We start from the raw sequence: 24938 nt of genomic DNA on the forward strand, positions 1-24938 counted from the left end.
ATCAGCCTTGCGGGCGCCACAATGCTGCTGCTGTTTGCGGTGCGGATGGTGCGCACCGGCATCGAGCGCAGCTATGGGGCCTCGTTCCAGCGGCTGATGACCGGCCAGCGCAGCTATGCCTCCTCCGCCGCCACCGGCGTCGCCATGGCCATCGTGCTGCAGTCTTCGGCGGCGGTGGCGCTGCTCACATCCGGCTTTGCCGCCTCCGGCATGCTGGCGTTCCCGGCAGGCCTCGCGATTGTCTTGGGCGGCGACCTGGGCTCGGCGCTGATCATCCAGATCCTGTCGTTCAAGCTCGACTGGCTGGTGCCGGTGCTCTTGGCGATCGGCGGCTACCTGTTTGTGAAGACCGAGGCCAAGAAAGCGCGCCAGCTCGGCCGCATCCTGATGGGGGTGGCTTTCATCCTGATTTCGCTCAGGTTTCTGCGCGAGGCGATGGATCCGATCCGCGACAGCGCCTTTCTGCCCGCCATCGCCGGCTATCTGGCGCGCGACTATATCACTGCATTTCTGGTCGGCGGCGCGCTGGCCTTTGTGATGCATTCCAGCGTTGCGGCGATCCTGATGTGCGTGACCCTGGTGCAAATCGGCGCGATCCCTTTTGCGGCCGGCATGTCCTTGGTCTTGGGGGCGAATTTCGGCTCTGCCTTCATTCCGGTGTGGCTCAGCCGCGGCATGGATCTGCAGGCGCGGCGCATTCCCTACGCCAACCTCGCCCTGCGCGGTGCCTGGGCGGTGGTGGCGCTGTTCGGCGCCAATCTGGCGCTGCGCCAAGGGCTGCTGGGAGACCCCCAGGGCGGCCAGATGCTGGTCAACGCGCATCTGGCGTTCAATGCGTCCCTGCTGGTGCTGGCGCTGCCGTTCTGCGGCCGGCTGCAAGGGCTCTTTGAGCGGCTGTTCCCGGAGCCTGCGACGGCAGAAACCACTCAGCCGGGGAGGCCGGTCAGCGCACTGGAGCAGGGCAGCTATGGTTCTGCTACCCAGGCGGTGTCCAATCTCAAGCGCGAGTTGCTGCGGATGAGCGATCTGGTGCATGCCATGTACCGCCCGGTTCTGGAGCTCTACCAGTCCAGCACCAAGGAGCAGATCAAGGCAGTGCAGGTGATGGATGAGGAGGTCAATGCCTGCCTCTCCGGCATCCGCAAATATGTGGCCGCCATCCCCGAAGAGGAGTTCAGCAAGGCGCAGGTGAAGACTGCGCGCGGCTTAATGGAATATGCCATCAGGCTGGAAACTGCCGGAGATGTGGTGGCCCGCCGCCTGACGGTGCTGGCCGGTGATCTGAACAAGAAGAACCTGCGCTTCTCCAAGGATGGCTGGATGGAGATCACCCGGATGCATGAGGCCACCCTGGCCAACCTGCAGCTGGCCTCGAACGTGCTGATCTCGGATGACCTGGAGAGCGCCCGGCTGCTGAGCCTGGAAAAGACCGAACTGAAACGGATGGAGCATGACAGCCGCAAACGCCACCTGAAGCGGTTGCAGAACGGTGCCCAGGATAGCTTTGAAACCTCGGATATCCATCTGGAGACGCTGCGGGCGCTCCGTGAATTCAACAGCCATATCGCTGCGGTGGCCTATCCGGTTCTGTACCAGAACGGCCAGCTGCTGGAGACCCGGCTGATCAACGAAATGCGGCCGGAGCAAGCCGAGTAAGGCTGAGTCCCGGGCCGTTGCAGTAAAGATCTGTCCCTGAAATGACCCTCTTTGTTATTGCCATCATCCTGTCGGCAGCGCTGCTGCACGCCGTCTGGAACGCAATTGTGAAAACCGCCGCCGACCGCACCACTACGCTGGGACTGGTGGCCTTTGGCCATGTGATCCCCAGTGCGGTGATGGTGGCGCTGCTGCCGCTGCCCAATGCCGAGAGCTTTATCTACATCCTGCTCTCGACCGTGGTGCATTTCGGCTATTACTACATGCTTGGGCGGGCCTATCAGCATGGCGACTTCAGCGTCGTATACCCGATTGCCCGCGGCATTGTTCCGGCGCTTGTGGGCATTTGGGCGATGATCTTTGCAGGCGAGGTGCTGCCGCTGCAGGCCTGGGTTGGGATCGCAGTGATTGCGCTTGGCATCCAGCTCAGCAGCTGGAAGGCGCTGCGCTCCGGTGTGGGGCGGACGGCCTTGGGCTTTGCTGTCGGGACAGGGATCTTCATCTCGATCTATTCCCTGATCGACGGGGTAGGAGTGCGCTTGTCTGGCAATACGCTCAGCTATTGGGCCTGGGGCGCGTTCCTGCATATCTTCATCGCCATCTTCATTGCCATCCGCAAGCGCGAAACCCTGGCCGCCCTGCCCAAGCGGACCTGGGCCCTGGGCCTGGCGGGCGGGCTGGTGTCGATGACGGCCTATGGGCTGGTGCTTTATGCCAAGAACTTTGCGCCGCTGGGGGCGGTCTCGGCGCTGCGCGAGACGTCGGTGATCTTTGCGGCGCTGATCGGATTTGTCTTCCTCAAGGAAGGTTATTGGGTGCGCCGTCTCGGCTCGGCAGTCATGATGGCCGGCGGCGTAGCTTTGATCGGCATGGCGGTCTGACTCTGCAGCATCCGCCAGCGTCTTTCAGGCTTCGGCCCTCAGGCGCTGGCTCTCTGCTCAGGGCGCACAGTATCGGTCTGAATTGCCGTCAGCGTGCTTAGAAGAACCGACTTTTTCACCGGCTTTGCCAGGAAGTGATCCATGCCCGCATCCAGGCAGGCTTGCCGGTCGCTGGAAAAGGCATTTGCGGTCAGCGCGAGAATGACAGGTTGGTCAATCGGCAAACTGCGGATTTCCCGGGTTGCGGCAATACCGTCCAGCTCTGGCATAGACATGTCCATAAGGATGATATCCGGTCGCAGCTCCCGGCACATGTCGACTGCGGCCCGGCCGTTTGGCGCTTCGGCCAGCTCAACCGGCTGGCCGCGCAGGTATTTGCGGATCAGCAAACGGTTGGTCTGATTGTCCTCGGCCAGCAGGATCTTGCACGGTTTCAGCTCTTGTGCGGCTTCCAGCGGCAGAACGGCCAGCTTGTCCAGAGCCGGGCTTGCGGGGGCCATCTGCACTTCCAGCCGGAAGCACGACCCCTGACCCGGCTCTGACCTGACAGAAATGCCGCCGCCCATCCGCTTGGCCAGCATGCTGGAAATCGTAAGCCCCAGCCCGGTGCCGCCAAACGCCTTGGTGGTGGCTGTGTCGGCCTGGGTGAAGCGGTCGAAGATGTAGCGGCTTTGGGCCTCGGAGATCCCGATGCCGCTGTCCTCAACCTCAATCACCAGGCGGCAGGGATCTGCAGCCGTGCTGGAAACCCGCACCGATATTTCCCCTTGGGCCGTGAATTTCACGGCATTGCCGATCAGATTGACGAGGATCTGCCGCAACCGCCCGTCGTCGCCGTGCAGCCGTTCCGGCAAACCCTCGGCAAAGCGGACCTGCAGAGGCAGCCCCTTCTCAAGAGCTTTGGGCCGGAACAGCCCTGCGGCGGCGCTGATGCACTCGCGCAGATCGAAGTCTTCTTCGGAGATAGAAAATTTCCCGGCCTCCAGCCGCGATAGATCCAGGATGTCGTTGATGATCTTCAGAAGCGCCTGCGCGGAATTGCGGATCGTGTCCACATTCTGCTGATCATCCGGAGACAGCTCCGCTTCTGCCAGCAGATCGGCCATGCCGATGATGCCGTTCATCGGTGTGCGGATTTCATGGCTCATGTTGGCCAGGAACTCCGATTTGGCCCGGTCCGCCATCTCCGCCGCCTGCTTGGCCTCGGCCAGCTCGCGTTCGCGCTGCTTGCTGCGGGTGATGTCGCGCTCGATGCCGATGATCAGGTCGACTTTGCCATCCTTGCCGGCAACCGGCACAATATTGGTGTCGAACCAGACCTCATCCCCTGACTTGGTGTAATTGAGCACCTCGTTGTGGTAGCGGGTGCCGCTTTCCTTGTGGCGGTTCATCTCCCTGATCACGCCAAGATCGGTGTTGGGCCCGTCCAAAAGGTCCGAAGGGGTGCGTCCGATTGCTTCGCTTCCGGCATAGCCGGTGGCACGGGTAAAGGCGTCATTGACCCAAAGAATCCGCAGCTCCGCATCAGTCAGGATGATACTGTCGGAGGCATGTTTGGCCACCAGCGACAGGCGGTGAAGCTCCTCCTGCTGCTTTTGCAGTTCGGCATGGGCCTCCTCGAGCGCTTGCTTGCCTCGGTTCAATTCGCTGTTGCGTTCCGACAGTGCCTGGTTTGCACGTATCAGTTCCTCGCGAAGATGGATGTCTTCAGAGACATTCCAATTGACCCCGATCATCCAGTCGCGGCCGAGTGCGTCTTTGAACGGGCTGGCCAAAGCGCGGATGTGCTTGACCGTGCCGCCGTCCAGCACGATCCGGAACTCCGAGGCGAAATTCGACTTGTCCCTCTCCGCTGCGCTTAGGGCTTCTGCGACCCGGTCCCGGTCCTCGGGGTGCAGCATGGCGATCCAGCTGCTGCCCGCCAGCGGGCCGTTTTCCGCCGGCACGCCGTACAGTTCATGCATCCGGCTGTCCCAGCTCACCCGCTGGTTTGCCGAATCGCATTCCCAAATGCCGACCCGTGAAGTCTTGACCGCGATTTCCAGCCGCCGCGACACCGCTTCCAGCTCTGCCTCGCGGCGCCGCAGCTTGCCGATCACGAGCTGCCGGGCCGCCGAGAGTCTGCCGGCCAGGAAGGTTGGAAAGACAATCAGCATCCCGGCGGCCAGCAGCGCCAGGCGCAGCTGCCATTGATTTTCGGGGTACGGCTGCCAGCCGCCCGCAGGCCGCGCAGCCAGCTGCCAGGAGCCAGCCGGCAGGTGGATGTCCAGCAGCACCGGGTCTCCGGCCAGAATGCCTGGGCTGCCGAAGAACTGGCGGCCTGCAGCGCCGGTGCCGTCGTGTCCGGTCAGGGCAAGATCAAGTCCGCTCATACTGCCGTCCAGACCGGTGGCGGCATAAAGGGTTCCGGTTTCCACGACGGCTGACAGGATGCCCCAGAACTGCCGGTTAGGCCCTGATCCAGTGAAGACGGGCAAGCGGTAGATGAATCCGGTGCCGCCTTGAACCAGGTTCACCGGTCCGGCCAGCACCATTTCACCGCTGTCACGCACCCGGAAGGCGGCATCGCGCTGTGCGGCGTTCTCGTTGTAGTCCAGCCCGATCGCGGGTTCGTTGCCTTGCATCGGGTAGATCAGCGAAACCACCAGGCCAGGGGCGGCGGCAATATGGCGGATGGCCGTCTGCCCCTCCAAAACCTGACCCGCAAGCAAGCTGAACCGGTCCTGCGGCATGCCTGGTTCGGTGCTGAGCATCGCCGCCAGGCCGCGCAGCCTTTGGTAATCCCCGTTCAGCTGGCCCTCCAGGCGGGATTTGATCAGGCCCGCGGTTTGCTGAACGGCCGCGCGCTCGGACTGATGGTGGATGGTGGCATTTTGCCTTTCGGCAAAGAAGCCGGCGGTGCAAACAACCGCCAGGGTGAGCAGAGCAGGAAGATAGCCCAGGTTGCCAAGCGCCCGCAGCCAGGATCCGGGAAGTTTGAACACGGCCATGCAGCCACCTTTGAATTCAAGCGAAACACCGCCGTCAGGCCGGAGCGGCCCGCGTGCGAGGCCCGCTCGTCGGCCTCGCAGTCCCTATAAAGTCCGAATGGCGGGATTTCTCAACTCATTCCCGTGCGCCAGCCGGCCCGGCGGCCAGGCGCCAGCCCTGTTTCAAGTGCCAGCACCTTGCCCCGGGCTGAGAACCTGCAAGGCCCGGGATCAGAAGTCCTGCCACTTAGCCAAAGCGGCAGAGCCATCCGCGACCGGCATAGCAGCAGGCTCTTGCGGCAGATCCTCCCATCCCGTGCCATGTGCAGACGGCAGTTCCGGTTCGGCCGCCTGCGGCGGCGGGGCCATCTCCTCGCCGACGTTGAACTGCGCCACCAGCCCTGCCAGTTTGGATGCATCGCCGTTCAGCAGCTGGCCTGCGGCAGTCATCTGTTCCACCATCGCGGCGTTCTGCTGGGTCACCTGATCAAGCTGCATCACCCCGGTGTTAATTTCACCAATGCCGGTGGACTGCTCGGCAGCACCTTCCGCGATGCCCGAAACCAGCCCCGAGATATGCGTGACCTGAGAGACGATGCTGTTCAGCGCGTCGCCGGCCTTGCCGACCAGATCCACGCCCTTGGCGACCTGTTCGCCTGAATTGGAGATCAGCGCTTTGATCTCCATCGCCGCATCCGAAGAACGTTGCGCCAGCGCCCGCACTTCCGAGGCGACCACTGCAAAACCGCGCCCGGCGTCACCCGCACGTGCAGCTTCGACGCCGGCGTTCAGTGCCAGCAGGTTGGTCTGGAAGGCGATGTCGTCGATCACCCCGATGATCTGCGAGATATGAGTGGCAGATTCTTCGATGCCGTTCATTGCGGCCACCGCGTTTTCCACGACTTCGCCGCTGGTCTTTGCCTCGTCGCGGGCTTCGTTCATGGCGGTTTCCACCCGGCGGGCGCCGTCGGCGGCCGCTTTGACGCTGGCAGTCATCTGATCCAGGGCCGCCGCGGTTTCCTCCAGCGTGGCTGCCTGACTTTCGGTGCGCTGCGACAGATCATCCGAAGCCTGGCTGATCTCATGGGTGCCGTTGCGGATACTGGTGGTAGCCTCCACCACTTCGCGCACAGTGGCGTTCAGCGTGTCCACGGTTTGGTTGAAGTCCATGCGCAGGCCCCTGTAGGCATCGGGGAACGGCGTGTCGATGGTGCTGGAGAAATCCCCTTTCGCCAGATGAGTCAGGCCGTTACGCAGCTCATTGACCACAAGGTCCTGCTCGCGCTGAGCTTCTGCCCGCTCCTGTTCGGCAATTTGGGCATTCTGCAGATCGGTTTTGAATCCCTCGAGGATGCCGGCAATATTGCCGAACTCGTCCCCGGTGCCGTTGCCTGCAACGGGATGATCGTAATCCTTGGCGGCAATGTGTTCGACGCTGTCGGACAAGGCCGAAACCTTGCGGGCAATGCTGCGGGCCGCAATCCAGGACAGCAGCGCCACTGCAAGCGCCACACCGACCGCTTGCAGCATGGACGCATTGGTCAGGCTGCGCTGTGCGGCAAGGGCTTCGGCACTGTCTACCTCCAGCACGATGCCCCAGGTCCGGTCTTCCAGGCCGATACCCGCAGCCATTGCTTCAACCGGCTGGCCGGATAGGCCCAGAGTGCCTGAAAAGCTGCTTTCGCCGCCGCTGATGGCCGCGGAGATCTGCTGCAGGTCCGGCAGTTGCGACAGGATCTGATGGCCGCCTTCGCGGTCCGATGCGGTCAGGGCAACACCGTCGCCGCGCACCAGATAGGCCTGGCCGGTCTCCCCCAGCAGGGCGGAGCGGGACAGGATGCCTGCAATATCGCCTACCGGCACCCGCAGAACCAGCGCCCCCATGATGGCACCGCGTTTGTAGATCGGCGAAGCGGCGAACATGGCTGCCGCGCCGCCGTCCGCCTCGTAGGCGGCCATTGGCGACAGGAAGACATTCCCCTGTTCCAGCTCCAGCGCCGCTTGGAAAGCCTGGCCCAGCCCGCTGTCCTTAAAAGGCCCGGTCAGGTAGTTCAGCGCAAAATCTTCGTTCTTGTGCACCGAGTAGACCATGTTGCCCTGCACATCCAAAAGGTAAGCGTCCAGGAACCCCTGTTCTTCCAGGAAAGTGACAAAGCCCGCATGGTTCATCTTATGGCGGATCGACCAAGCGGACTTGTCCTTGGCATCCAGCAACTTGTAGCGCTCGCCCGCAGGATTCGGATTGCCCTCGCCGTATGTGGCGCGCAGATGCGATGCGGGATCGTCGCCCAGCGAATAGAACCCGTTGGAGAAGTCGCGCAGCGCCGTTTCGACCGCCTTGCTTGCAACCAGGGTCCGGGTTTGCGAGCGCAGGGTGGCAACCCAGTTTTCCAGCGCGTCTTTACGCTCTTCCAGAAGCGTCGCATAGGCCGCTTCCCGGTTGGCTTTCAATGCCTGGCCGGCCTCCCAGGCAAAGAAAAAGCCTGAAGCGAGAGTCAGAAGAATCGTTGGCGCGGCGATGGACAGCGGCAGCTTGCGGCCGAGTCGCATATTGCCCCAGAATTTAAACAGTCGAGTCATTGCAGCGTAGTTCCCATCAACATTTCAGTCTGCCCGGCAGCCTGCGAACGGCCGTCGGCGGTGCCAGCTGGGTGGCGCTTGATGGGAGACGACAGTCAGGCGGATTCATTTCAGCCGCGTTAAAATTGATGCCGGACCCGTGGATTCGCGTCATTTGGCGGGCCAGAAAGCCGCATTTTGGCTGTTTCACTTTTTTCTGTGGCGTTACGGCAGGGGGGCGAATCGTCCGGACCCGGTGTGATTCTCCTGCGCCAGGCTGCGGCGGAAGGGGCCAACCGGCCCAGCAGGAGACCCAGGACCATTGCATTCCCGCCGTGCGGGCAGACGCTTTGCCCCTGCGGCTAGGCAGGTGGCTGGCCAGCGACAGTCAAACGCCCCTATTTACCTGAGATTTTGATGTCCCAGGGGCGTGTTTAAGCACGGAAAAGACTTCGGCACTGGCAGCCGTCCCTTTGCAGGCGCTTGAAATCACTCATGTTTTGGAAACTGGTGCTGCTGGAGAGAATTGAACTCTCGACCTCTCCCTTACCAAGGGAGTGCTCTACCTCTGAGCTACAGCAGCGCCGGTGAGGGGGCTTTTAGGCATAAACGCGGAGGGGCGCAAGAGCATTCTGGACGGTTTTTTCGCACTAAGTTACAGAAGTTCTATGGCAGAGAAGAAAACACCGAAAAACGAAGGCTCAGCGGCCTCCCGCGAAGACCGGTTGAAGGCGGCGCTCAAGGCAAATATGGCCCGGCGCAAGGCCCAAGCCAAGGCGCGGGCGGACAAGCAGGACCAGGATACAGGCAAAAGCGGAGAATAACGGCAGATGGATTCGATTCTGGTAACTGGCAACGGCCCGCTGAATGGGCAGATTCCAATCGCAGGGGCCAAAAACGCCTGCCTCACGCTAATGCCGGCCACGCTCCTCAGCGAAGAACCGCTGACGCTGACCAATGCGCCGCGGCTGAGCGACATCAAGACCATGACGCTGCTCTTGCAATCGCTGGGCGCCGAGGTGTCCAGCCTGCAGGATGGCCAGGTACTGGCGATGTCGAGTCACGACCTCACCAGCCATGTTGCCGATTATGACATCGTGCGTAAGATGCGCGCATCCAATCTTGTGCTAGGCCCGATGCTGGCGCGGCTGGGCCAGGCGGTGGTCTCGCTGCCCGGGGGGTGTGCCATTGGCGCGCGGCCGATGGATCTGCATATTCACGGGCTCGAAGCGCTGGGCGCTGAGATCGAGCTGAAAGACGGTTACCTGCATGCCAAGGCGCCGAACGGCCTCAAGGGCGCGGTGATCGAACTCAGCTTTGCCTCCGTGGGCGCCACCGAGAACATTATGATGGCGGCGACGCTGGCCAAGGGCACCACGGTGATTAAGAACGCCGCCCGCGAGCCAGAGATCGTCGACCTGGCGGACTGCCTGCGCAAGATGGGTGCCCAGATCGAGGGCGACGGCTCCCCCGATATCACCATTCAGGGCGTAGACCGGCTGCACGGTGCAACCCACCAGGTGGTGACCGACCGGATCGAACTGGGCACCTACATGCTGGCCCCGGCGATCTGCGGCGGTGAGGTGGAATGCCTCGGCGGCCGCATGTCTCTGGTTGGCTCCTTCTGCGAGAAATTGGATGCGGCGGGCATCCAAGTGACCGAAACCGAAAAGGGCCTGAAAGTGGCCCGCAAGAACGGCCGGGTATCGGCGGTGGACGTGATAACCGAGCCTTTCCCCGGCTTCCCCACCGACCTGCAGGCGCAGATGATGGCGCTGATGTGCACCGCCGAGGGCACCTCAGTGCTGGAAGAGAAAATCTTTGAGAACCGCTTCATGCATGCGCCGGAGCTGACGCGCATGGGCGCCCAGATCGAGGTGCACGGCGGCACCGCCACGGTGACCGGCGTTGAAAAACTCAAAGGCGCTCCGGTGATGGCCACCGATCTGCGCGCCTCGGTCTCGCTGATTCTGGCAGGGCTCGCGGCGGAAGGCGAAACCATGGTGAGCCGGGTCTATCACCTGGACCGCGGCTATGAGCATGTGGTGCGCAAGCTGTCCGGTGTCGGCGCCAAAATCGAACGGATCAGGGAACAGTGATGGCAGATGCAAGCTTTGATGACGGCCGCGAGGTTCCGCTGAATCTGGGCGCACTGGAGGCAAATGACCTCGAGGTGCTGTCTTCTCTTCTGCAAGATGCGGTGTTCCCGGTGACTGAAATGAGCTGGCGCGCCTCCGAGCGCCGCTTTGCCCTGCTGCTGAACCGGTTCCGCTGGGAGGACCGCGACGCTGCCGAGCGCCGCGGCCGCGCTTATGAGCGGGTGCAGTCGCTTCTGGTGGTGAACAATGTGCTGGGCGTCGCCTCGCAGGGGGTGGACCGCAAGGACACTGATCTGATTCTGTCGCTGCTTTCGGTCAGCTTCGAGCCGGGCGAAGACGGCGCCGGCCATGTGCTGCTCACCCTGGCCGGCGATGGCGCCCTGCGGCTGTCGGTCGAGGCGCTGGAGGTTTCGGTGCGTGACGTGACCCGTCCCTACCGCGCGCCCTCGGGCCAGGCCCCGGACCACGGAGCCTGACCGGTGCAGAACAAGCGCGGCATTTCTCAGGCCTTTGCCCCTGTTGCCGTGCCGCAGCTGCAGATCCGTCCAGCCACTGTCTTTGACGTCTTTGACATGAGCCGCGTCCTTATCTCGTCAATCCGTGATCTCTGCAAAGCCGATCATGATGGGGATGCGGCCCGGATCGCCGAATGGACTGCAGATAAGAGCCCGGAGCGGATCCGCACCTGGATCGAAGGCCCTGGGCGCTACTGGCTGGCAGAGCTCGGCGGGGCCGTGGCAGGTGTCGGCGGGCTGAATTCCAAGGGGGCAATCTCCTTGCTGTACGTTGCGCCTGAAGTGGCCGGGCAAGGCGCCGGGACTGCTTTGCTGGCGCATCTCGAATCGGAGCTTCTGAAAAGCGGCTGCAGTGAAGGGCGCCTGAACGCGACCGGCACCGCTTTGGAATTCTACCAGGCCAATGGCTGGCAGCGGGACGGGGCACCCGTGAACTTTTGTGGCACTCCCTGCTTGCCGATGCACAAACACCTCGATTGAAAATCCTGCCTGCCGCTTCTTTCTGGCCGAAATAATCCGGGGTGCATTGGCCGCCAGGCCAAGAGGGGCAGCGTCCCTGCCTTGCGTCCAATTGCACCGCTTGCTGCCATAATTCTTGAGGCTCTGCGCCCATAGGGCTATGCGGAGGCCAAAGGAGATCCCGATGCCGCAGTTTCTGAACACCGCCGATTCTGATTTTGAGCAGGCCTTCACCACGCTCTTGGGCGCCAAGCGCGAGGACAGCCCGGATGTGGATGCCATTGTTGCCGGGATCATCGACGACGTGCGCAGCCGCGGCGATGCAGCGCTGGTGGAGCTGACCGCGAAGTTCGACCGGCTGGAACTGGACGCCACCCAGCTCCGGTTCACCGATGCCGAGGTGGATGCGGCCATCGCCACAGTCTCCGCCGAAGAACGCGCAGCGCTGGAGTTGGCGGCGGAACGCATCCGCGCTTATCACACGCGCCAAATGCCGGAAGATGCGCAATGGACCGACGAGAGCGGCGCCACGCTGGGCTGGCGCTGGTCGGCGGTTTCCGCCGCGGGCCTGTATGTGCCGGGCGGGCTGGCGTCTTATCCCTCTTCGGTGCTGATGAATGCCATTCCGGCAAAGGTGGCAGGTGTCGAACGGCTGGCGATCACCGTGCCAACCCCGGACGGGCAGATCAACCCGCTGGTGCTGCTGGCGGCAAGGCTGTCCGGCGTTGATGAAATCTACCGCGTCGGCGGCGCCCAGGCAGTGGCGGCGCTGGCCTATGGCACCGAAAGCATCGCGCCGGTGGACAAGATCACCGGCCCGGGCAATGCCTTTGTGGCTGCCGCCAAGCGCCGGGTGTTCGGCAAGGTCGGCATCGACATGATTGCAGGCCCTTCGGAAATCCTGGTGATTGCCGGCAAGGACAACAACCCGGACTGGATCGCGCTCGACCTGATGAGCCAGGCCGAGCATGACGAAAGCGCTCAGTCGATCCTGATCACCGATGATGAAGGATTCGGCCGCGCGGTTGCTGAAGCCGTGGACAAGCGGCTGGAAACGCTGGAACGCCGCGCCATTGCCGGTGCCTCCTGGCGCGACTTCGGTGCGGTGATTACCGTGCGCGATCTGGATGAGGCAGCCGCACTGTCCAACCGGGTGGCGCCTGAGCACTTGGAGCTCTGTGTTGCGGACCCGGTTGCTTTGAGCGAAAAGACCGTCCACGCCGGTGCCATCTTCCTGGGCCAGTATACTCCAGAGGCCATTGGCGATTACGTCGGCGGCCCCAACCACGTGCTGCCGACGGCGCGTTCGGCGCGGTTCTCCTCCGGTCTTTCGGTGATGGATTTCCTCAAGCGCACGACGCTGAGCCAGATGACCCCGGCGGCGCTTCAGGCAATTGGCCCGGCGGCGGAGGTGCTGGCAAACAGCGAGAGCCTGGAGGCGCATGGGCTGTCGGTCACGGCCCGGCTGGATGCGCTGAACGGCTGAGGCAGCAAGGGGCGCTGCCCCTCTGCGCGTGCCGCGCATTCACCCCGGGGTATTTGGGACCAGAAAGAAGCAGGGGGCCGTTCAGTAGTGGGCGGTATAGCCGCCATCCACGGCCAAGACTTGCCCGGTGATGTAGGACGCGGCTGGTGAGGCCAGGAATAGGATGGCGGGGGCCAGCTCTTCCGGTTCGCCCCAGCGGCCCAGACAGGTTGCGTTTTGCAGCTTTTCCAAAATGGCCGGGTCTGCCGCCGCGGCCAGGTTGGGGGCGGTCTTGAAGAAGCCGGGCGCGATGGCGTTCACAGTTATGCCCTTGGGACCAAGCTCTGCGGCCAGCGCCTTGGTCATGCCGTTGATGCCAGCCTTGGCGGTTGTATAGGCTGCGTCGCCGGCCTGGGCGATAAGGCCGGCAATGGACGAGATGTTGATTATGCGGCCGCAGCCCTTTGCCTCCATCTGTGCGGCGGCCAGCTGTGACAGGCGGAAGGGGGAGACCAAGTCAACCTCCCACAGTGATTGCAGGTCCGCGCGGGTGAATTCCTGCAGGCTGCGGCGGTCGCGCTGGCCAACGTTGTTGACCAGGATGTTGAGCCCGCCGGCCGCGGCGATGCCTGCAAAGGCAGCGGCAGCGGCCTCTTCGTCAGCCACATCCAGCACCAGCGGATGGGCGGTGCCGGGCATCCGGGCGAGGGCCTGCTCCACCCGGTCCTGGCTGCGCCCGTTGACCCAGACCTCGGCCCCGGCCCCGGCCAGCAGATGGGCGGCGGCGAAGCCGAGCCCGTCGGTTGAACCGGTCACCAGCGCCCGCTGACCTGCGAGGGAAAACTTTTCTAACCCTGTCATCCGTGTGTCTCCTGCTGCGGGCAGGCTGGGCCTGCAGCGGCGGCCTGTCAACCACTGCCGCAAATGGCCTTTGCTTTGACGCCCCTTGCTGCATTGCCCCGGGCGCGGCGGTGCGATACTCATGGCCGGACGCCTTTCGCGCAGATCAGAGACAAAGACCCATGAGCCGCATCAGCCAGATCGAATTGGACGACCGCAACCTGCCGCCGCCGACGCCGGAAATCGAGCAGGAGCGCAAGGTGGCGATTTATGATCTGATCGAAGAGAACAGTTTTACGCTGCCGTCCCGTGATGGGCGCGAGCTGCCTGCTGGCCCGTACCATCTGGGGCTGGCGATCCGCGACAAACGGCTGGTCTTTGATATCAGCACCGAAGGCGGCGAGAAGGCGGCAGAATTCCACCTGTCGCTGTCGCCCTTCCGGCAGGTGGTCAAGGACTACTACCAGATTTGCGAGAGCTATTTTACTGCGGTGAAGACCATGCCGCCCAGCCAGATTGAGACCATAGATATGGCCCGCCGCGGCATCCACAACGAGGGCAGCCGGGTGCTGCAGGAGCGGCTGGAAGGCAAGGCTGAGGTCGACACCGACACAGCCCGCCGTCTGTTCACCCTGATCTGCGTATTGCATTTCGGAGGCTGACGCGTGGAGGAGCTGCCGCAGTCCATCCTGTTCTGTTGCGACCACAATTCGGTCCGTTCGCCCATGGCCGAGGGCATCATGAAAAAATTCTATGGCACCGGCACCTATGTGCAGTCCGCCGGTGTCAAGAACGACATGGAGATCGACGGCTTTTCGATCTCGGTCTGCCAGGAGATCGGGGTGGAGCTGTCACGCCACCGTTCGCGCTCGTTCGACGAGATGGAGCGCTGGGGCGATGACCTGTCGTCCTTTGACTTGGTGGTGGCCCTGTCGCCCGCCAGCCAGCGGCGGGCGCTGGAACTCACCCGGTTTTTCCACCTGGATGTCGAATATTGGCCGATTATGGACCCAACCGGGCTCGGCGAGACGCGCGATGCCAAGCTAGACAGCTACAGGCAAAGCCGTGACCAAATCATCCAGCACCTGATCAAGCGCTGGGGCGAACCGACGGAGAGATCATGACCGAGACCATTCAGCGTTATTTCGCAGCCTTCAATGCAGGCGACACCGATGCCATGCTGGACTGCCTGGACGAGCAGATTGCCCACCACGTGAACGAGGGGCAGATCCGCGTGGGCAAAGAGAATTTTGCCGATTTCTGCGCCCATATGAGCCGCTGCTACAAAGAAGAGCTGACCGATATGGTGATTTTCTCGGCAGAGAACGGCACCCGTGCCGCGGCCGAGTTCATCGTGAACGGCACCTACCTGCAGACCGATGAAGGCCTGCCGGACGCCAATGGCCAGACCTACCGCCTGCCGGGCGGGTCGTTCTTTGAGCTGAAGGACGGCAAGATTTCCCGCGTGACCACCTATTACAACCTGGCGGACTGGATCGCCCAGGTCTCCAAGTAATGGCAATCCGGGTTGAGGCCATGACTGGCGCGGCGCTGGAAGCCGCGCTGGACGATGTGGCGCGCCTGCGCATCGCGGTGTTCCGGTCCTGGCCGTATCTTTATGACGGCGACCTGGAGTATGAGCGGGAATACCTGCAAAGCTACCGTGACAGCGAACGGGCAGTCGTCGTTGGTGCGTTTGACGGCGAGACGCTGGTTGGCGCCTCCACCGGTGCGCCTCTGGCGGATCACGCCGATGACTTCGCGGCTGCGTTCGACGGGACGGGCATTGATCTGACGCAGGTATTCTACTGCGCCGAATCCGTGCTGCTGCCGGAATACCGCGGCCATGGCGTCGGGCACGGCTTCTTCGATGCCCGCGAAGCCCACGCCCGCCAGCACGGGTTTGCAAAAACCGCCTTTTGCGGTGTGCAGCGCCCGGCGGACCATCCGCTGCGGCCGGACACCTACGCGCCGCTGGATCCCTTCTGGCGCAAGCGCGGCTATGAACCGCTGGAAGGCGCCATTGCCCATTTCTCCTGGAAAGATGTGGATCAGGTGGAAGAGACGCAGAAGCCGCTGCAGTTCTGGATCCGCGATCTGTAAGGCAAACAGGCGCTCAAGCAAGCGCCTGTTTCTATGAGCGTCACACGCCTTCGGGGCGGGCGGTCTGCAGCTCTTCCAGCGCGATTTTCTGCTGGGTGGCGTAGAGCTTCACGGAATCCCGGGCATCGTCAAAGGTGCGCTTGGCCGCTGTCACTGCCCGGCCGGCAGCAACATATTCCTTCTTGTTGTAGTCTTCCTGTTTGAACTGCTTGTAGTTCTCGGCCAGCTCCTTGAACAGCTTGGGCAGGGCGGCTTTCACGTTCTTTGCGTGCGCGTCGATCTTGAATGATTTGGTCAGGTCGCGGATGCCCTTGTCGGCCTGCGCTTCGATCTTGGATTGGTCCGAGCCTTCCTTGTTGTAAGCGGTCTTCCAGGCTTTCTGGATTGCCTCCAGCTTGTCCAGCGCGGCGTTCACATCCTTGGAGATGTCGAGGCAGGCGGCCTCGATCTTCCTGGCGCGCACCTCGGCTGCCTTGATCTCCTTGAGGATCAGCTTGCGGGTGGCCTCATGCTCTTTCTTGAGCTTGGCCAGGTGTTTGTCCGTTTCTTCGTTTTCTTTTTCGACCTTCAGCTGCTGTGCCATCTGCTTTTGTTTGATCTTGTCCGCATTGCGGGCCAGTTCGGCGGCGGCATTCTCGCGTTTCTCGATCAGTTTGCCATAGGCGAGGCACAGCTCCTTGCTGTGCGACTGCAGCTTGCCGCATTTGCCGCGTGCCTTCAGCATCGCATTGGCGAGCATGCTGAAGGCCTGGACGATCTCTGGCATCTTGTCCAAATCCGCCTTGGCCGGATCACCGGACGGCGGTACTCCCAGTTTCTCCAGCAGATCCATGTACTTGCCCACGCCGCTGCCCTTGCAAGCGCCGGCCCGGTATTCCCGCCAGAATTTGGTGCGGAAGCCTTTCTTGGGGAGGTCGGCAATAACGCCCTTCAGGTTCTTGTCGTCAAGTTTGGTCGCCAAGGGAGTGGTCCTCTTTGAGAAAATGAACTGAGTGGATGCTTTGGAGAATGGCCAAGGAGCCGGGTTTCACCAAGATGAAACGCGGTGCACAGGAAATTCCGTTGCAAAAATGCGATCCGATGTAGGGGCGGTTAAGCCGGGGGTGAAACTGCCGGCTGATAAAGATCTGCAGCCGTCTTGCGCAGGGGCGCGTTGCAGGGCAAAGCTGCTGCTGCCTGCAGAATTGGAGGAACGCGAACATGAAAATCGCCACCGCTGCATATCCGCTCGACTGGCTTGAAAGCTGGGCGCAGTATGAAGACAAGCTTGCTGCCTGGGTCGGGGAGGCTGCGGGCAACGGGGCAGATCTGCTGGTGTTCCCGGAATACGGCGCGATGGAGCTGTCGACCCTGGATGGCGCCGCGGTTGCCGGCGATCTGGAGCAATCGATCCATTCGGTGTCGGAGAAAATGGAAGATGCTGCCGCCTTGCATCTGAAGCTGGCAGCCGAGTACGGCGTGCATATCCTGGGTGCTTCGGCGCCGGTCAACAGCGGGCTGGCGCGGCCGGTCAACCGGGCGGAGTTCTATACGCCCAGCGGCATCCGGGATCATCAGGACAAACAGATCATGACCCGCTTCGAACGCGAGGAGTGGGATATCGCGGGCGGCGGCCCGCTTAAGATATTTGACACAGCCCTGGGCAGAATCGGGGTGCTGATCTGTTATGACAGCGAGTTCCCGCTTTTGGGCCGGGCATTGGCCGAAGCGGATGTGATTCTTGTCCCTTCCTGCACCGAGGCGCTGGCGGGCTATTGGCGCGTACGCATCGGCGCTATGTCGCGGGCGCTGGAAAACCAGTGCGTCACCGCGATGGCCTCGATCGTGGGGGGCAATGAATGGTCGGAGGCAGTGGACATGAACACCGGCATGGGCGGTATTTTCGGCCCGCCTGACAAGGGGTTCCCAGGAACCGGGGTGCTCGCTGAAGGGCAGTTGAACCAGCGGGGCTGGACCTATGCCGAGGCGGAACTGGACAGAATTGCCCATGTGCGGACTGATGGCGGGGTGCTGAACCGGCTGCATTGGGAGGAGCAAATGCCGCGGGTGAAATCCGTCACAAAAGCCGTGTTATCCTGATTGAGCCCTTGAAATATTGGGAAAATGCCCCCATTTAAGCGCACGTCCCGCAGTTTGCGGGGAAACGTAATGATGGAGACAACATGGCCAAGGAAGATACGCTCGAATTTCCCGGTGTCGTGAAGGAACTCCTGCCTAATGCGACGTTTCGGGTCGAGCTGGAAAACGGCCATGAAATCATCGCACATACGGCAGGCAAGATGCGCAAGAACCGCATCCGTGTTCTGGCTGGCGACCGGGTCCAGGTGGAAATGACCCCCTATGACCTGACCAAGGGCCGGATCAACTACCGCTTTAAGTAAGCCGTTGATCTGACTGAATAAACAAAGCCCGGCAGCGTGCCGGGCTTTTGTTTTTGAAGCGGCCTTGCGGCCGCTGCCTCCGGCGGGGATATTTGGGGCAAGAGGAAAAGCCTTGGGGTGCTTCCGCGCGGGCGGCAGGCACTTTGAGCAAGGCGTAAAAAGGGAAGAGGGCCAAGGCATGGCATTCATTCTGGGATCGGGCAGTCCGCGGCGGCTGCAGCTTCTGGCGCAGCTTGGGGTGCATCCCGACGAGGTGCGCCCGCCGGAAATCGATGAAACACCGCTGAAAGGCGAGCTGCCGCGGGCCTATTGCGCCCGGGTGACGCGGGAAAAAACGCAGGCTGTCCCCGCGGGGACAGAAGATGTTGTTCTCTGCGCTGACACCACTGTTGCTTTGGGGCGCCGCATTCTGGGCAAGCCGCGCGATGCCGCCGAAGCTGCTGAGTTCCTGCTGGCGCTGTCCGGCCGCCGCCACCGGGTGATTACGGCTGTAGCCGTGCGCCGCGGGGACCGGGTTTGGGAGAAGGACGTGGTCAGCCAGGTGAAGATGAAGAACCTCTCGGACCAGGAATTGAATGCCTATCTCGCGTCAGGGGACTGGGAAGGCAAGGCAGGCGCCTATGCCATCCAGGGGCCGGCGGGCGCGTTCATTCCCTGGATCAGCGGCTCGTTTACCGGGATTGTCGGGCTGCCGCTTTCTGAGACCGCCAATCTTTTGCGCGCAGCCGGGCTGCCGCTCTATCAGGAGGCCGCCGCATGAAGGGCCGCACCATTATCCTTGACCATATCCAGAACCGTGAAGCTTCTGCCTTGATGGTGGACGGCAAGCTGGAAGATTTTCTGGTCGAGAGCGACGCGCCCGCGCTGGGCACCATCTACCGCGCCCGCGCCGACCGGCCGGTGAAGGGGCAGGGGGGGATGTTCCTGACCACGCCCGACGGCCCGGCCTTTCTGCGCCAGGTCAAGGGCCTGGCGCCCGGGCAGATGATCCTGGTGCAGGTCTCCGGTTATGCCGAACCGGGCAAGGCCATTCCGGTGACCCAGAAGCTCCTGTTCAAGAGCCGCTATGCCATTGTGACGCCTGAGGCGCCGGGGTTGAATATCTCGCGCAGCATCCGCGACGAGGACGAGCGCGACCGGTTGCTGGAGATCGCCCATGAGGAAATGGGAGAATCTGGCTACGGTCTGATCCTGCGCTCAGCCTGTGCTGGAGCCGACAGCGAGGAGATCGCCGAGGATGTGGCGGCGATGGCATCTCTGGCTGCGCAGGTGATGCAGGATGAGGGGGGGGAAGCCGAGGTGCTGGCGGAGGGCGATGGCCCGCATTTGCTCGCCTGGCGTGACTGGGTGGAACCAGCGGATGTGGAGCGCGAGCCCGGCGGGTTCGAACGGCTGGGGGTGCTGGATGCGCTCGACACGGCGCAAGGCATCCGCGAACCGCTGCCGGGAGGCGGGTTCCTGTTCATTGAGCCGACCCGTGCGCTGGTGGCGGTGGATGTGAATACAGGAGCCGACACATCACTGGCAGCGGGTGTCAAGGCCAATATGGCCGCTGCCAAAATCTTGCCGCGTGCCTTGCGTGTCCGCGGCCTGGGCGGGCAGATCGTGCTGGATCTGGCGCCGATGCCGAAAAAAGACCGCCGCGGGTTTGAAACCGCTTTGCGCGCCGCGTTGCGGACTGATTCTGAAGAAACCGTTCTGGCGGGCTGGACCAACCTCGGCCATTACGAATTGCAGCGCAAACGGGGCCGTATCCCTCTGCGGGAGGTTTTGAAATGAGCTGTCCGATCTGCGGTGGAGAATCGCAACAGAGCTATCGGCCGTTCTGTTCCAAACGCTGCGCCGATATTGATCTTGGGAAATGGCTGAACGGCGCCTATTCGGTGCCCAGCCAGGACCCGGAAGACTTTGAAAACGCTTTGGAAGAAGCCGAGCGTGCTTTGGCAGCGGAAGAAAATCAGCGTCAAACCCGCCATTAGTGATTTTCTTTGAAAAACCCTCTGGACACTGCCGCGCCCACAGCATAGAAGGCCCCCACCCAAGGCAAACAGCCTTCCCGTGCCCGGGTAGCTCAGGGGTAGAGCAGTGGATTGAAAATCCTCGTGTCGGTGGTTCGATTCCGCCCCCGGGCACCACTTCCCAGACCTAAGCCATTGTGCCGCATCAGCTTTTGCAACGTGCAAGGCGAGGCGTAGTACATTTTGGAGTACATTCGTTCCCGGCATGTCTTCGTGAAAGAAGGCATCTACTACTTCATCCGGCGTGTCCCTGCGGATCTTTGGAAACATTATTCTTCCACTAAGATCTCCTAATCGTTGAGGGCCAGATCGCATCCCGTGGCCTTGGCAAGAGCGGCCAGTGCCGCCTTTAAACTGGACGAATATTGGTACCACCTGCGAACCAAGACGCGGACCTTCCCGGCAAGCATCTTCTGCGCCATGGCCTCTCCCGTCCCATGCCGACACCGGACCGTGGGCAGGATGTCACCACTGATGCTCTGATGCTCTCTGAGGCTGTGTTGACATACCTGCGCCTAAAGGTCTTGGCAGGCCGGAGACCTTCCACCGGGCTGCACATCGGTCCTGCGGCTACGTTATTGACGTCTGCGGAGATAAGCCACTGCCGGACTACACCAAGGCAGACGCCAATGCCTTCCGTGATGCGCTGATCAAGAAGGGGCTTGCCGGGAGCAGCATTACCCGGATCTTTGGCACCGTCCGCGCCGTGTTCAACTTTGCTGTGGCGGAGGAAGGAGTTTCCATCTCCTCCCCATTTGCCAATGTCTATTATGATCGGAATGCAGGCGTAGCCGTCCGCAGCCCCATCCCGGTAGAGGTTGTCCGTGCCGTGCAACTGCAGTGCTACCAGATGGACGATGAAATGCGCTGGCTGGTGGCGCTGGTTGCCGATACGGGCATGCGGCTGGCAGGGTCGGAGATGCTTCATCTGTTCGTCAGTCAGCCAGGCCAGATTGCTCATGATACCCCTCTGAAACTCCGGGGCCTGAAACACGCAACCGAGAGAGCAGCAACAAATTCAATGGGTCCAGAACCGAGCAAAAGCGGCCAGTGCCGCCGTTGGGCGGGACGAACTCTGGTGCCGTATCAGGGCGCAGGATGCTGACCTTCACAGGTCACCGCGCCAAGATATTCCATTTCGCCCTTCACACTTTTCTTCGGCCTGCAGAGGGCGGGCTGTCGGGAGCGAAACTCAAGAAATTTCAGGCTGCCCTTGGCCTCGAAGGGAGGCAAAGATGATCTTCCTGGGAAAGAATTCAGTTTAACTAACTTCGACATAAGAAGCAGAGAGCGAATAAACCCAATATTTACTAGCCTATCCGGCAAATTGAGGCGCAATTCGGGCGCAGCTGCCTTAATTGCCGCAATTCAGCCGTGAACAGTTCACATTTCGCTTCCAGCCTTGGAGCTGCACCGCCGCATTAGCGCCGGTTGCGGACTATGCTGCCATGGGGAAATCACGCTGTGCCTCAAGACAACCTTTCTGCAGGCCAGGAGCCGGGCTGTGAGCTGCCCAGCGGCTTCAAGCTGCTGCAGGGGCAGTACCAGATCGAGCGGCCGCTGATTAGCGGCGGCTTCGGGATCACCTATCTGGCCCGCGACAGCCTGGAGCGCCGGGTGGTGATCAAGGAATGCTTTCCGGCCGGCCTGTGCCGCCGCGATGGCACCGATGTGAAACCCGAAGCGATGGGGCAGGCCAAAGCCTACCGCACCATCCTGCGGGCGTTTCTTCGCGAGGCCCAATGGCTGGCCAAGTCGCAGCACCCGGGCATTGCCCAGGTGCATCAGGTCTTCAAGGAAAACCAGACCGCCTATATCGCGATGGAATGCATCGACGGGCTGGATCTGCTGACCGTGCGCGAAGAGCAGCCGGAGCGGCTGACCGGGGCGGTGCTGAAGCAGATCCTGGATCAGGCGCTGGACGTGCTGGGGTGTATTCACAAGCTGGGCATCCTGCACCGCGACATCTCACCGGACAACTTCCTGCTGGACAAGCAGGGCAAGCTGACACTGATCGACTTCGGAGCCGCTTGCGGAAGCCGGGGCAAGGACAGCAGCGGGGCTTCGGCGGTGATGGCGGTGAAGGACGGCTACTCGGCGCATGAGCTGTACCAGCCGGAACTGCCGCACCGGCCGGTCTGCGATCTCTATGCACTGGGGGCCACCTTTTACTACCTGATTACCGGTGAGGCGCCGCCGCACAGCCAGCTGCGGCTGCAGGCGGTGATGGCGGGCGATCCGGACCCCTGCAAGCCGCTCTTGGGTAGGGCCTGGGACGTGGATCCGGCGCTGCTGGCGACGGTGGACGTGGCTTTGTCGGTTCTGCCAGCCGAGCGGTTTCAATCCGCACAGGATTGGGCTGAGGCGCTGGCGGAGTGTGCAGAAACAGAAGATGCGGCCAGTCCGGAGCCGGTGCAGGCCTGCAGCCAGGCAGCCGAACCCGACGGCGGATTGGTTGCGGCGATTGCCGATCTGGTTGCCCGAACTAACGGCAGCCTGACACCGGGGCAGCCGCGGGCAGCCCGAACCGTGCAGGCGCCGCCTGCGTCCTGTCTGGAGCCACAGGCGCAGCCGCTGGTCAATATATTTGGCGAGCCGGTCACAGACCTCGAAGCTTGGCTGCAAGAAGAGGATGCCATTGCCCGGCGCCGGAAAAATGCTCCAGCGGCCGAGCATCCGCCTGCAGCAGCAGACGGCAGCACAGAGCAGCAGCAGAGCTTTGCAGGGCGGCTGCGCAAGATCCTGGGGCGGCGGCCGGGCAGCCTGGCTCCGGTTAGGAATTGAGGGGAACGGATATGAAATTCATCAAGGACATCATCGGCGAAAGGCGTGAACGTGTGCAGCATGGCGGGTTTGCACCGGATCCAGCTGCTGCTCAGCCCGTGCAGCCGCCAGAAGAAGATGCGATGGCGGCCTTCTTTGCCGATAGCGGCGAGGTTGCTGAAGCGCCTGCGCCGCTGCGTTTGGATGCTGGATTCCGCATGACTGGAACCGGGGAAGACCTGCCCGCGGCAGCGGCTGCAGAGGCTGACGGCGACGCTGCGCAGGCGGCGCCGGAGGAGCAGCCGCCGGCGGCATTGGATGAACAGGCAATCGCCGCCTTTTTCGCCCGTGAGCAGGCGCGCTCTGAAGATGCTGCTGAAGCATTCTTTGCCGATGACGCGGAGGCTTCTGGCACGTTGCAGGAGGATGGTCCCGAGGCCAATGAGCCGGAGACAACGCTAGAGCTAAGAGACGGCGCGGATTTCTCGCGCTTGATGCAGCCGGAAGCACAGGAGCAAGGTGGCGCGGAGCGCAGGCCGTACCGTGTCTTTACCCGGCGGCTGAAGCCTGGAGCGGACCATAGCGCGGACCCTGCCGCGGCGGTCTTTGCAGACCCCGCACCGGAAGAGCTGCCAGAGCCGGAGGCGGGCCTGGAAGCAGCACCGGAAGAGAATGCTGTGACCGAACCGGAACGTGCCGCCGCTCTGGCACCTATGCAAAGAGCTGCTGACTTGCCGCAGGCTGCAGCCGAACCGCGCCCGGCCGTAGCGTCTGAGCCGATTGACGTGCCCGCGCCCTCGATGGGCCGGGGTGCAAGCAGGGCGGGGCGGGTCAAGACGCGGCTCTTGGGGTTCAGCCCTGATCAGGGCGCGGATCGCGATCCCTTTGCCCGCAGCGCCAAAGGAAGCGCGCCGGGGTACACTGAATTTCCGGTTGGCTGGCTGGCCGTCGTAAAAGGGCCGGGGCGCGGTGCGGCGTTCACCCTGTTCAGCGGCGTCACCGTGATCGGCCGCGGCGAGGATCAGACGGTGCGGCTGGACTTTGGCGACAACAGCATCTCGCGCGATAACCATGCGGCGATTGCCTATGATCCTGAGCAGAAGTCGTTCTTTATCGGACATGGCGGCAAGGCAAACCTGGTGCGCCGTAATGGCCGCCCGGTGCTGAGCACCGAGGCGCTTTCGGCCGGGGATGAAATCCGGGTCGGTGAAACCACGCTGCGCTTTGTGCCGCTGTGCGGGGAAGACTTTGGCTGGGATCAGCCGCAGCAAGACGGTGCCGGGCATGCTGCGTTCCGCTGAGGTTGCCTATGATGCTGCGACGGCAATCAGCCAGGGCCGCCGCGAACGGCAGGAAGATGCGGTTGCGGCCGATTTCCTTGCCGGAGCCGGGATTGGCTTTGCGGTGCTGGCCGACGGCATGGGCGGACATGCTGCCGGCGACATCGCCAGCAAGATTGCAGTCACCGAGGTCTTCAGCGACCTGAAGCTGCGGGCAGGCGAACCAGCAGCGATGGAAGCGCGGATTGGCAAAGTGCTGCAGGCGGCCGCGGACGGGGCCAATGCCTGCCTGGGCGAATATGCGGGCGGCAGGCCCGAAAGCCGCGGTATGGGCACAACCCTGCTGGCGCCGGTTTTGTTTCAGGACCGGCTGTATTGGATTTCGGTCGGCGACTCACCGCTTTACCTGTTCCGTAATGAGTCACTGCTGAGGCTGAATGCCGATCACTCCATGGCTGCTGAGTTTGCGGATTTGGTGGCACAGGGCCGGATGGCGGCGGCAGAGGCCGCTGGGCATCCGGACCGCCATTGCGTCACGTCGGTGCTGAACGGCGCTGAAATCCGCAGGGTCGACTGCCGCAGTGCGCCGGTGCGGCTGCACCCCGGCGATATCTTGCTGGCCGCCAGCGATGGCCTGCAGTTTCTGGCCGAAGCAGAGATTGCCGGTGTGTTGGCCGCCGAGCGGCACAGCACCAGCGCCCGCATCGGCGCGGTGCTGATGCAGCAGCTGGAGCAGCTGAATGCGCCGGAACAGGACAATGCCGCCATTTGCGTGATCAAGCCGTTCGACCCGCGGCCGGATACGCAGCCGGCCGCTGCGGAATCTGCCCCGGCGGCCCGTCCGGCCGGGCGCCGCAAGATAACGCTGGTTGCGTCTGTCTCACGGCGCGGCGGTGCCTCTTCAACCTGTAATGTGAGAGATGTGCCGGCGTGAATTTGGCTGAAACAGA

25 protein-coding genes and 2 tRNA genes are annotated in these 24938 nt (G+C 62.6%); 22 read left to right on the forward strand and 5 right to left on the reverse strand.

Annotated elements, in window-relative coordinates:
- Both RA19_RS08795 and RA19_RS08800 read left to right on the forward strand, forming a co-directional pair.
- Positions 1-1656, forward strand: a 1656-nt coding sequence (locus RA19_RS08795) for a Na/Pi cotransporter family protein (RefSeq protein ID WP_039161718.1), incomplete at its 5' end; no start/stop codon positions are given.
- A 41-nt stretch (positions 1657-1697) separates the two neighbouring features.
- Entirely contained in the window at positions 1698-2537 is an 840-nt protein-coding gene (locus tag RA19_RS08800) for a DMT family transporter (protein ID WP_039161720.1), read from the forward strand.
- A gap of 38 nt (positions 2538-2575) precedes the next feature.
- Here the strand turns inward: RA19_RS08800 and RA19_RS08805 are convergent, their stop codons facing one another.
- The 3 genes from RA19_RS08805 to RA19_RS08815 form a co-directional block, all read right to left on the reverse strand.
- On the reverse strand, positions 2576-5527 hold the full coding sequence (locus RA19_RS08805) for an ATP-binding protein (protein WP_039161723.1): 2952 nt from the start codon (positions 5525-5527) through the stop codon (positions 2576-2578).
- Positions 5528-5737: 210 nt separating this feature from the next.
- The gene (locus RA19_RS08810) at positions 5738-8086 is read right to left on the reverse strand and encodes a methyl-accepting chemotaxis protein (protein ID WP_082020493.1); all 2349 of its coding nucleotides are present in this window, start codon (positions 8084-8086) and stop codon (positions 5738-5740) included.
- Between the two features lie 487 nt (positions 8087-8573).
- Positions 8574-8648: transfer RNA gene (locus RA19_RS08815), tRNA-Thr, on the reverse strand.
- An 85-nt stretch (positions 8649-8733) separates the two neighbouring features.
- Between RA19_RS08815 and RA19_RS26960 the strand changes: the two genes are divergently transcribed.
- The 5 genes from RA19_RS26960 to hisD all read left to right on the forward strand — a co-directional run bounded on the left by RA19_RS26960 (position 8734) and on the right by hisD (position 12624).
- Positions 8734-8889: a hypothetical protein gene (locus RA19_RS26960; protein WP_193748249.1), complete on the forward strand. Its 156-nt coding sequence runs from the start codon at positions 8734-8736 to the stop codon at positions 8887-8889.
- Positions 8890-8895: 6 nt separating this feature from the next.
- A complete protein-coding gene (gene murA / locus RA19_RS08820) occupies positions 8896-10164 on the forward strand; it encodes a UDP-N-acetylglucosamine 1-carboxyvinyltransferase (RefSeq protein ID WP_039161726.1) in 1269 nt (422 codons plus the stop codon).
- Positions 10164-10640, forward strand: coding sequence for a DUF2948 family protein (locus RA19_RS08825; protein ID WP_039161728.1), 477 nt, complete (start codon positions 10164-10166; stop codon positions 10638-10640). The genes murA and RA19_RS08825 overlap by 1 nt, the downstream gene beginning before the upstream one ends.
- A 3-nt stretch (positions 10641-10643) precedes the next feature.
- Positions 10644-11159 (forward strand): GNAT family N-acetyltransferase, encoded by a 516-nt coding sequence (locus RA19_RS08830; RefSeq protein ID WP_039161730.1) that lies wholly within the window; start codon positions 10644-10646, stop codon positions 11157-11159.
- Positions 11160-11322: 163 nt separating this feature from the next.
- Positions 11323-12624, forward strand: coding sequence for a histidinol dehydrogenase (hisD, locus tag RA19_RS08835; RefSeq protein WP_039161731.1), 1302 nt, complete (start codon positions 11323-11325; stop codon positions 12622-12624).
- An 81-nt stretch (positions 12625-12705) separates the two neighbouring features.
- Here hisD and RA19_RS08840 read toward each other — a convergent pair whose 3' ends face one another.
- Positions 12706-13464, reverse strand: a complete 759-nt coding sequence (locus RA19_RS08840; RefSeq protein WP_039161733.1) for an SDR family oxidoreductase — start codon at positions 13462-13464, stop codon at positions 12706-12708.
- Between the two features lie 161 nt (positions 13465-13625).
- Here RA19_RS08840 and RA19_RS08845 point away from each other — a divergent pair, with 161 nt between their 5' ends.
- The 4 genes from RA19_RS08845 to RA19_RS08860 are packed head-to-tail and all read left to right on the forward strand — an operon-like array spanning position 13626 to position 15546.
- Positions 13626-14105, forward strand: coding sequence for a UPF0262 family protein (locus RA19_RS08845; RefSeq protein ID WP_039161736.1), 480 nt, complete (start codon positions 13626-13628; stop codon positions 14103-14105).
- Positions 14106-14108: 3 nt separating this feature from the next.
- Positions 14109-14567 (forward strand): arsenate-mycothiol transferase ArsC, encoded by a 459-nt coding sequence (locus RA19_RS08850; protein ID WP_039161738.1) that lies wholly within the window; start codon positions 14109-14111, stop codon positions 14565-14567.
- Entirely contained in the window at positions 14564-14959 is a 396-nt protein-coding gene (locus RA19_RS08855; protein WP_039161741.1) for a ketosteroid isomerase-related protein, read from the forward strand. The genes RA19_RS08850 and RA19_RS08855 overlap by 4 nt, the downstream gene beginning before the upstream one ends.
- Positions 14959-15546, forward strand: coding sequence for a GNAT family N-acetyltransferase (locus tag RA19_RS08860; RefSeq protein ID WP_039161743.1), 588 nt, complete (start codon positions 14959-14961; stop codon positions 15544-15546). The genes RA19_RS08855 and RA19_RS08860 overlap by 1 nt, the downstream gene beginning before the upstream one ends.
- A gap of 40 nt (positions 15547-15586) precedes the next feature.
- Here RA19_RS08860 and RA19_RS08865 read toward each other — a convergent pair whose 3' ends face one another.
- Positions 15587-16507, reverse strand: coding sequence for a hypothetical protein (locus RA19_RS08865; RefSeq protein WP_039161745.1), 921 nt, complete (start codon positions 16505-16507; stop codon positions 15587-15589).
- A 239-nt stretch (positions 16508-16746) separates the two neighbouring features.
- On the opposite strand from RA19_RS08865, the gene RA19_RS08870 reads away from it, so the two are divergent.
- The 11 genes from RA19_RS08870 to RA19_RS08915 all read left to right on the forward strand — a co-directional run bounded on the left by RA19_RS08870 (position 16747) and on the right by RA19_RS08915 (position 24922).
- Positions 16747-17625 (forward strand): carbon-nitrogen hydrolase family protein, encoded by an 879-nt coding sequence (locus tag RA19_RS08870; protein ID WP_039161747.1) that lies wholly within the window; start codon positions 16747-16749, stop codon positions 17623-17625.
- An 83-nt stretch (positions 17626-17708) separates the two neighbouring features.
- The gene (gene infA / locus RA19_RS08875; protein ID WP_005620785.1) at positions 17709-17927 is read left to right on the forward strand and encodes a translation initiation factor IF-1; all 219 of its coding nucleotides are present in this window, start codon (positions 17709-17711) and stop codon (positions 17925-17927) included.
- Between the two features lie 178 nt (positions 17928-18105).
- Positions 18106-18687 (forward strand): Maf family protein, encoded by a 582-nt coding sequence (locus tag RA19_RS08880; protein ID WP_039161749.1) that lies wholly within the window; start codon positions 18106-18108, stop codon positions 18685-18687.
- Complete coding sequence (locus RA19_RS08885; RefSeq protein ID WP_039161753.1) at positions 18684-19706, forward strand: ribonuclease E/G; 1023 nt, start codon at positions 18684-18686, stop codon at positions 19704-19706. The genes RA19_RS08880 and RA19_RS08885 overlap by 4 nt, the downstream gene beginning before the upstream one ends.
- Positions 19703-19906 (forward strand): DNA gyrase inhibitor YacG, encoded by a 204-nt coding sequence (locus tag RA19_RS08890; RefSeq protein ID WP_039161756.1) that lies wholly within the window; start codon positions 19703-19705, stop codon positions 19904-19906. Before RA19_RS08885 ends, RA19_RS08890 begins: the two co-directional genes overlap by 4 nt.
- Positions 19907-19987: 81 nt before the next feature.
- A tRNA-Phe gene (locus tag RA19_RS08895) sits at positions 19988-20062 on the forward strand.
- Positions 20063-20158: 96 nt separating this feature from the next.
- The gene (locus RA19_RS27715; RefSeq protein ID WP_342586063.1) at positions 20159-20239 is read left to right on the forward strand and encodes a DUF6538 domain-containing protein; all 81 of its coding nucleotides are present in this window, start codon (positions 20159-20161) and stop codon (positions 20237-20239) included.
- A 412-nt stretch (positions 20240-20651) separates the two neighbouring features.
- Positions 20652-21050, forward strand: a complete 399-nt coding sequence (locus tag RA19_RS25725) for a hypothetical protein (protein ID WP_052261713.1) — start codon at positions 20652-20654, stop codon at positions 21048-21050.
- Positions 21051-21409: 359 nt separating this feature from the next.
- A complete protein-coding gene (locus RA19_RS08905; protein WP_039161758.1) occupies positions 21410-22729 on the forward strand; it encodes a serine/threonine protein kinase in 1320 nt (439 codons plus the stop codon).
- A gap of 11 nt (positions 22730-22740) precedes the next feature.
- Complete coding sequence (locus RA19_RS27365) at positions 22741-24009, forward strand: FHA domain-containing protein (protein WP_052261714.1); 1269 nt, start codon at positions 22741-22743, stop codon at positions 24007-24009.
- The gene (locus RA19_RS08915) at positions 23993-24922 is read left to right on the forward strand and encodes a PP2C family protein-serine/threonine phosphatase (protein ID WP_052261715.1); all 930 of its coding nucleotides are present in this window, start codon (positions 23993-23995) and stop codon (positions 24920-24922) included. The genes RA19_RS27365 and RA19_RS08915 overlap by 17 nt, the downstream gene beginning before the upstream one ends.
- Positions 24923-24938: the final 16 nt, after the last annotated feature.

The sequence above is a fragment of the Leisingera sp. ANG-M1 genome (genome assembly GCF_000813745.1).
GTDB lineage: Bacteria > Pseudomonadota > Alphaproteobacteria > Rhodobacterales > Rhodobacteraceae > Leisingera.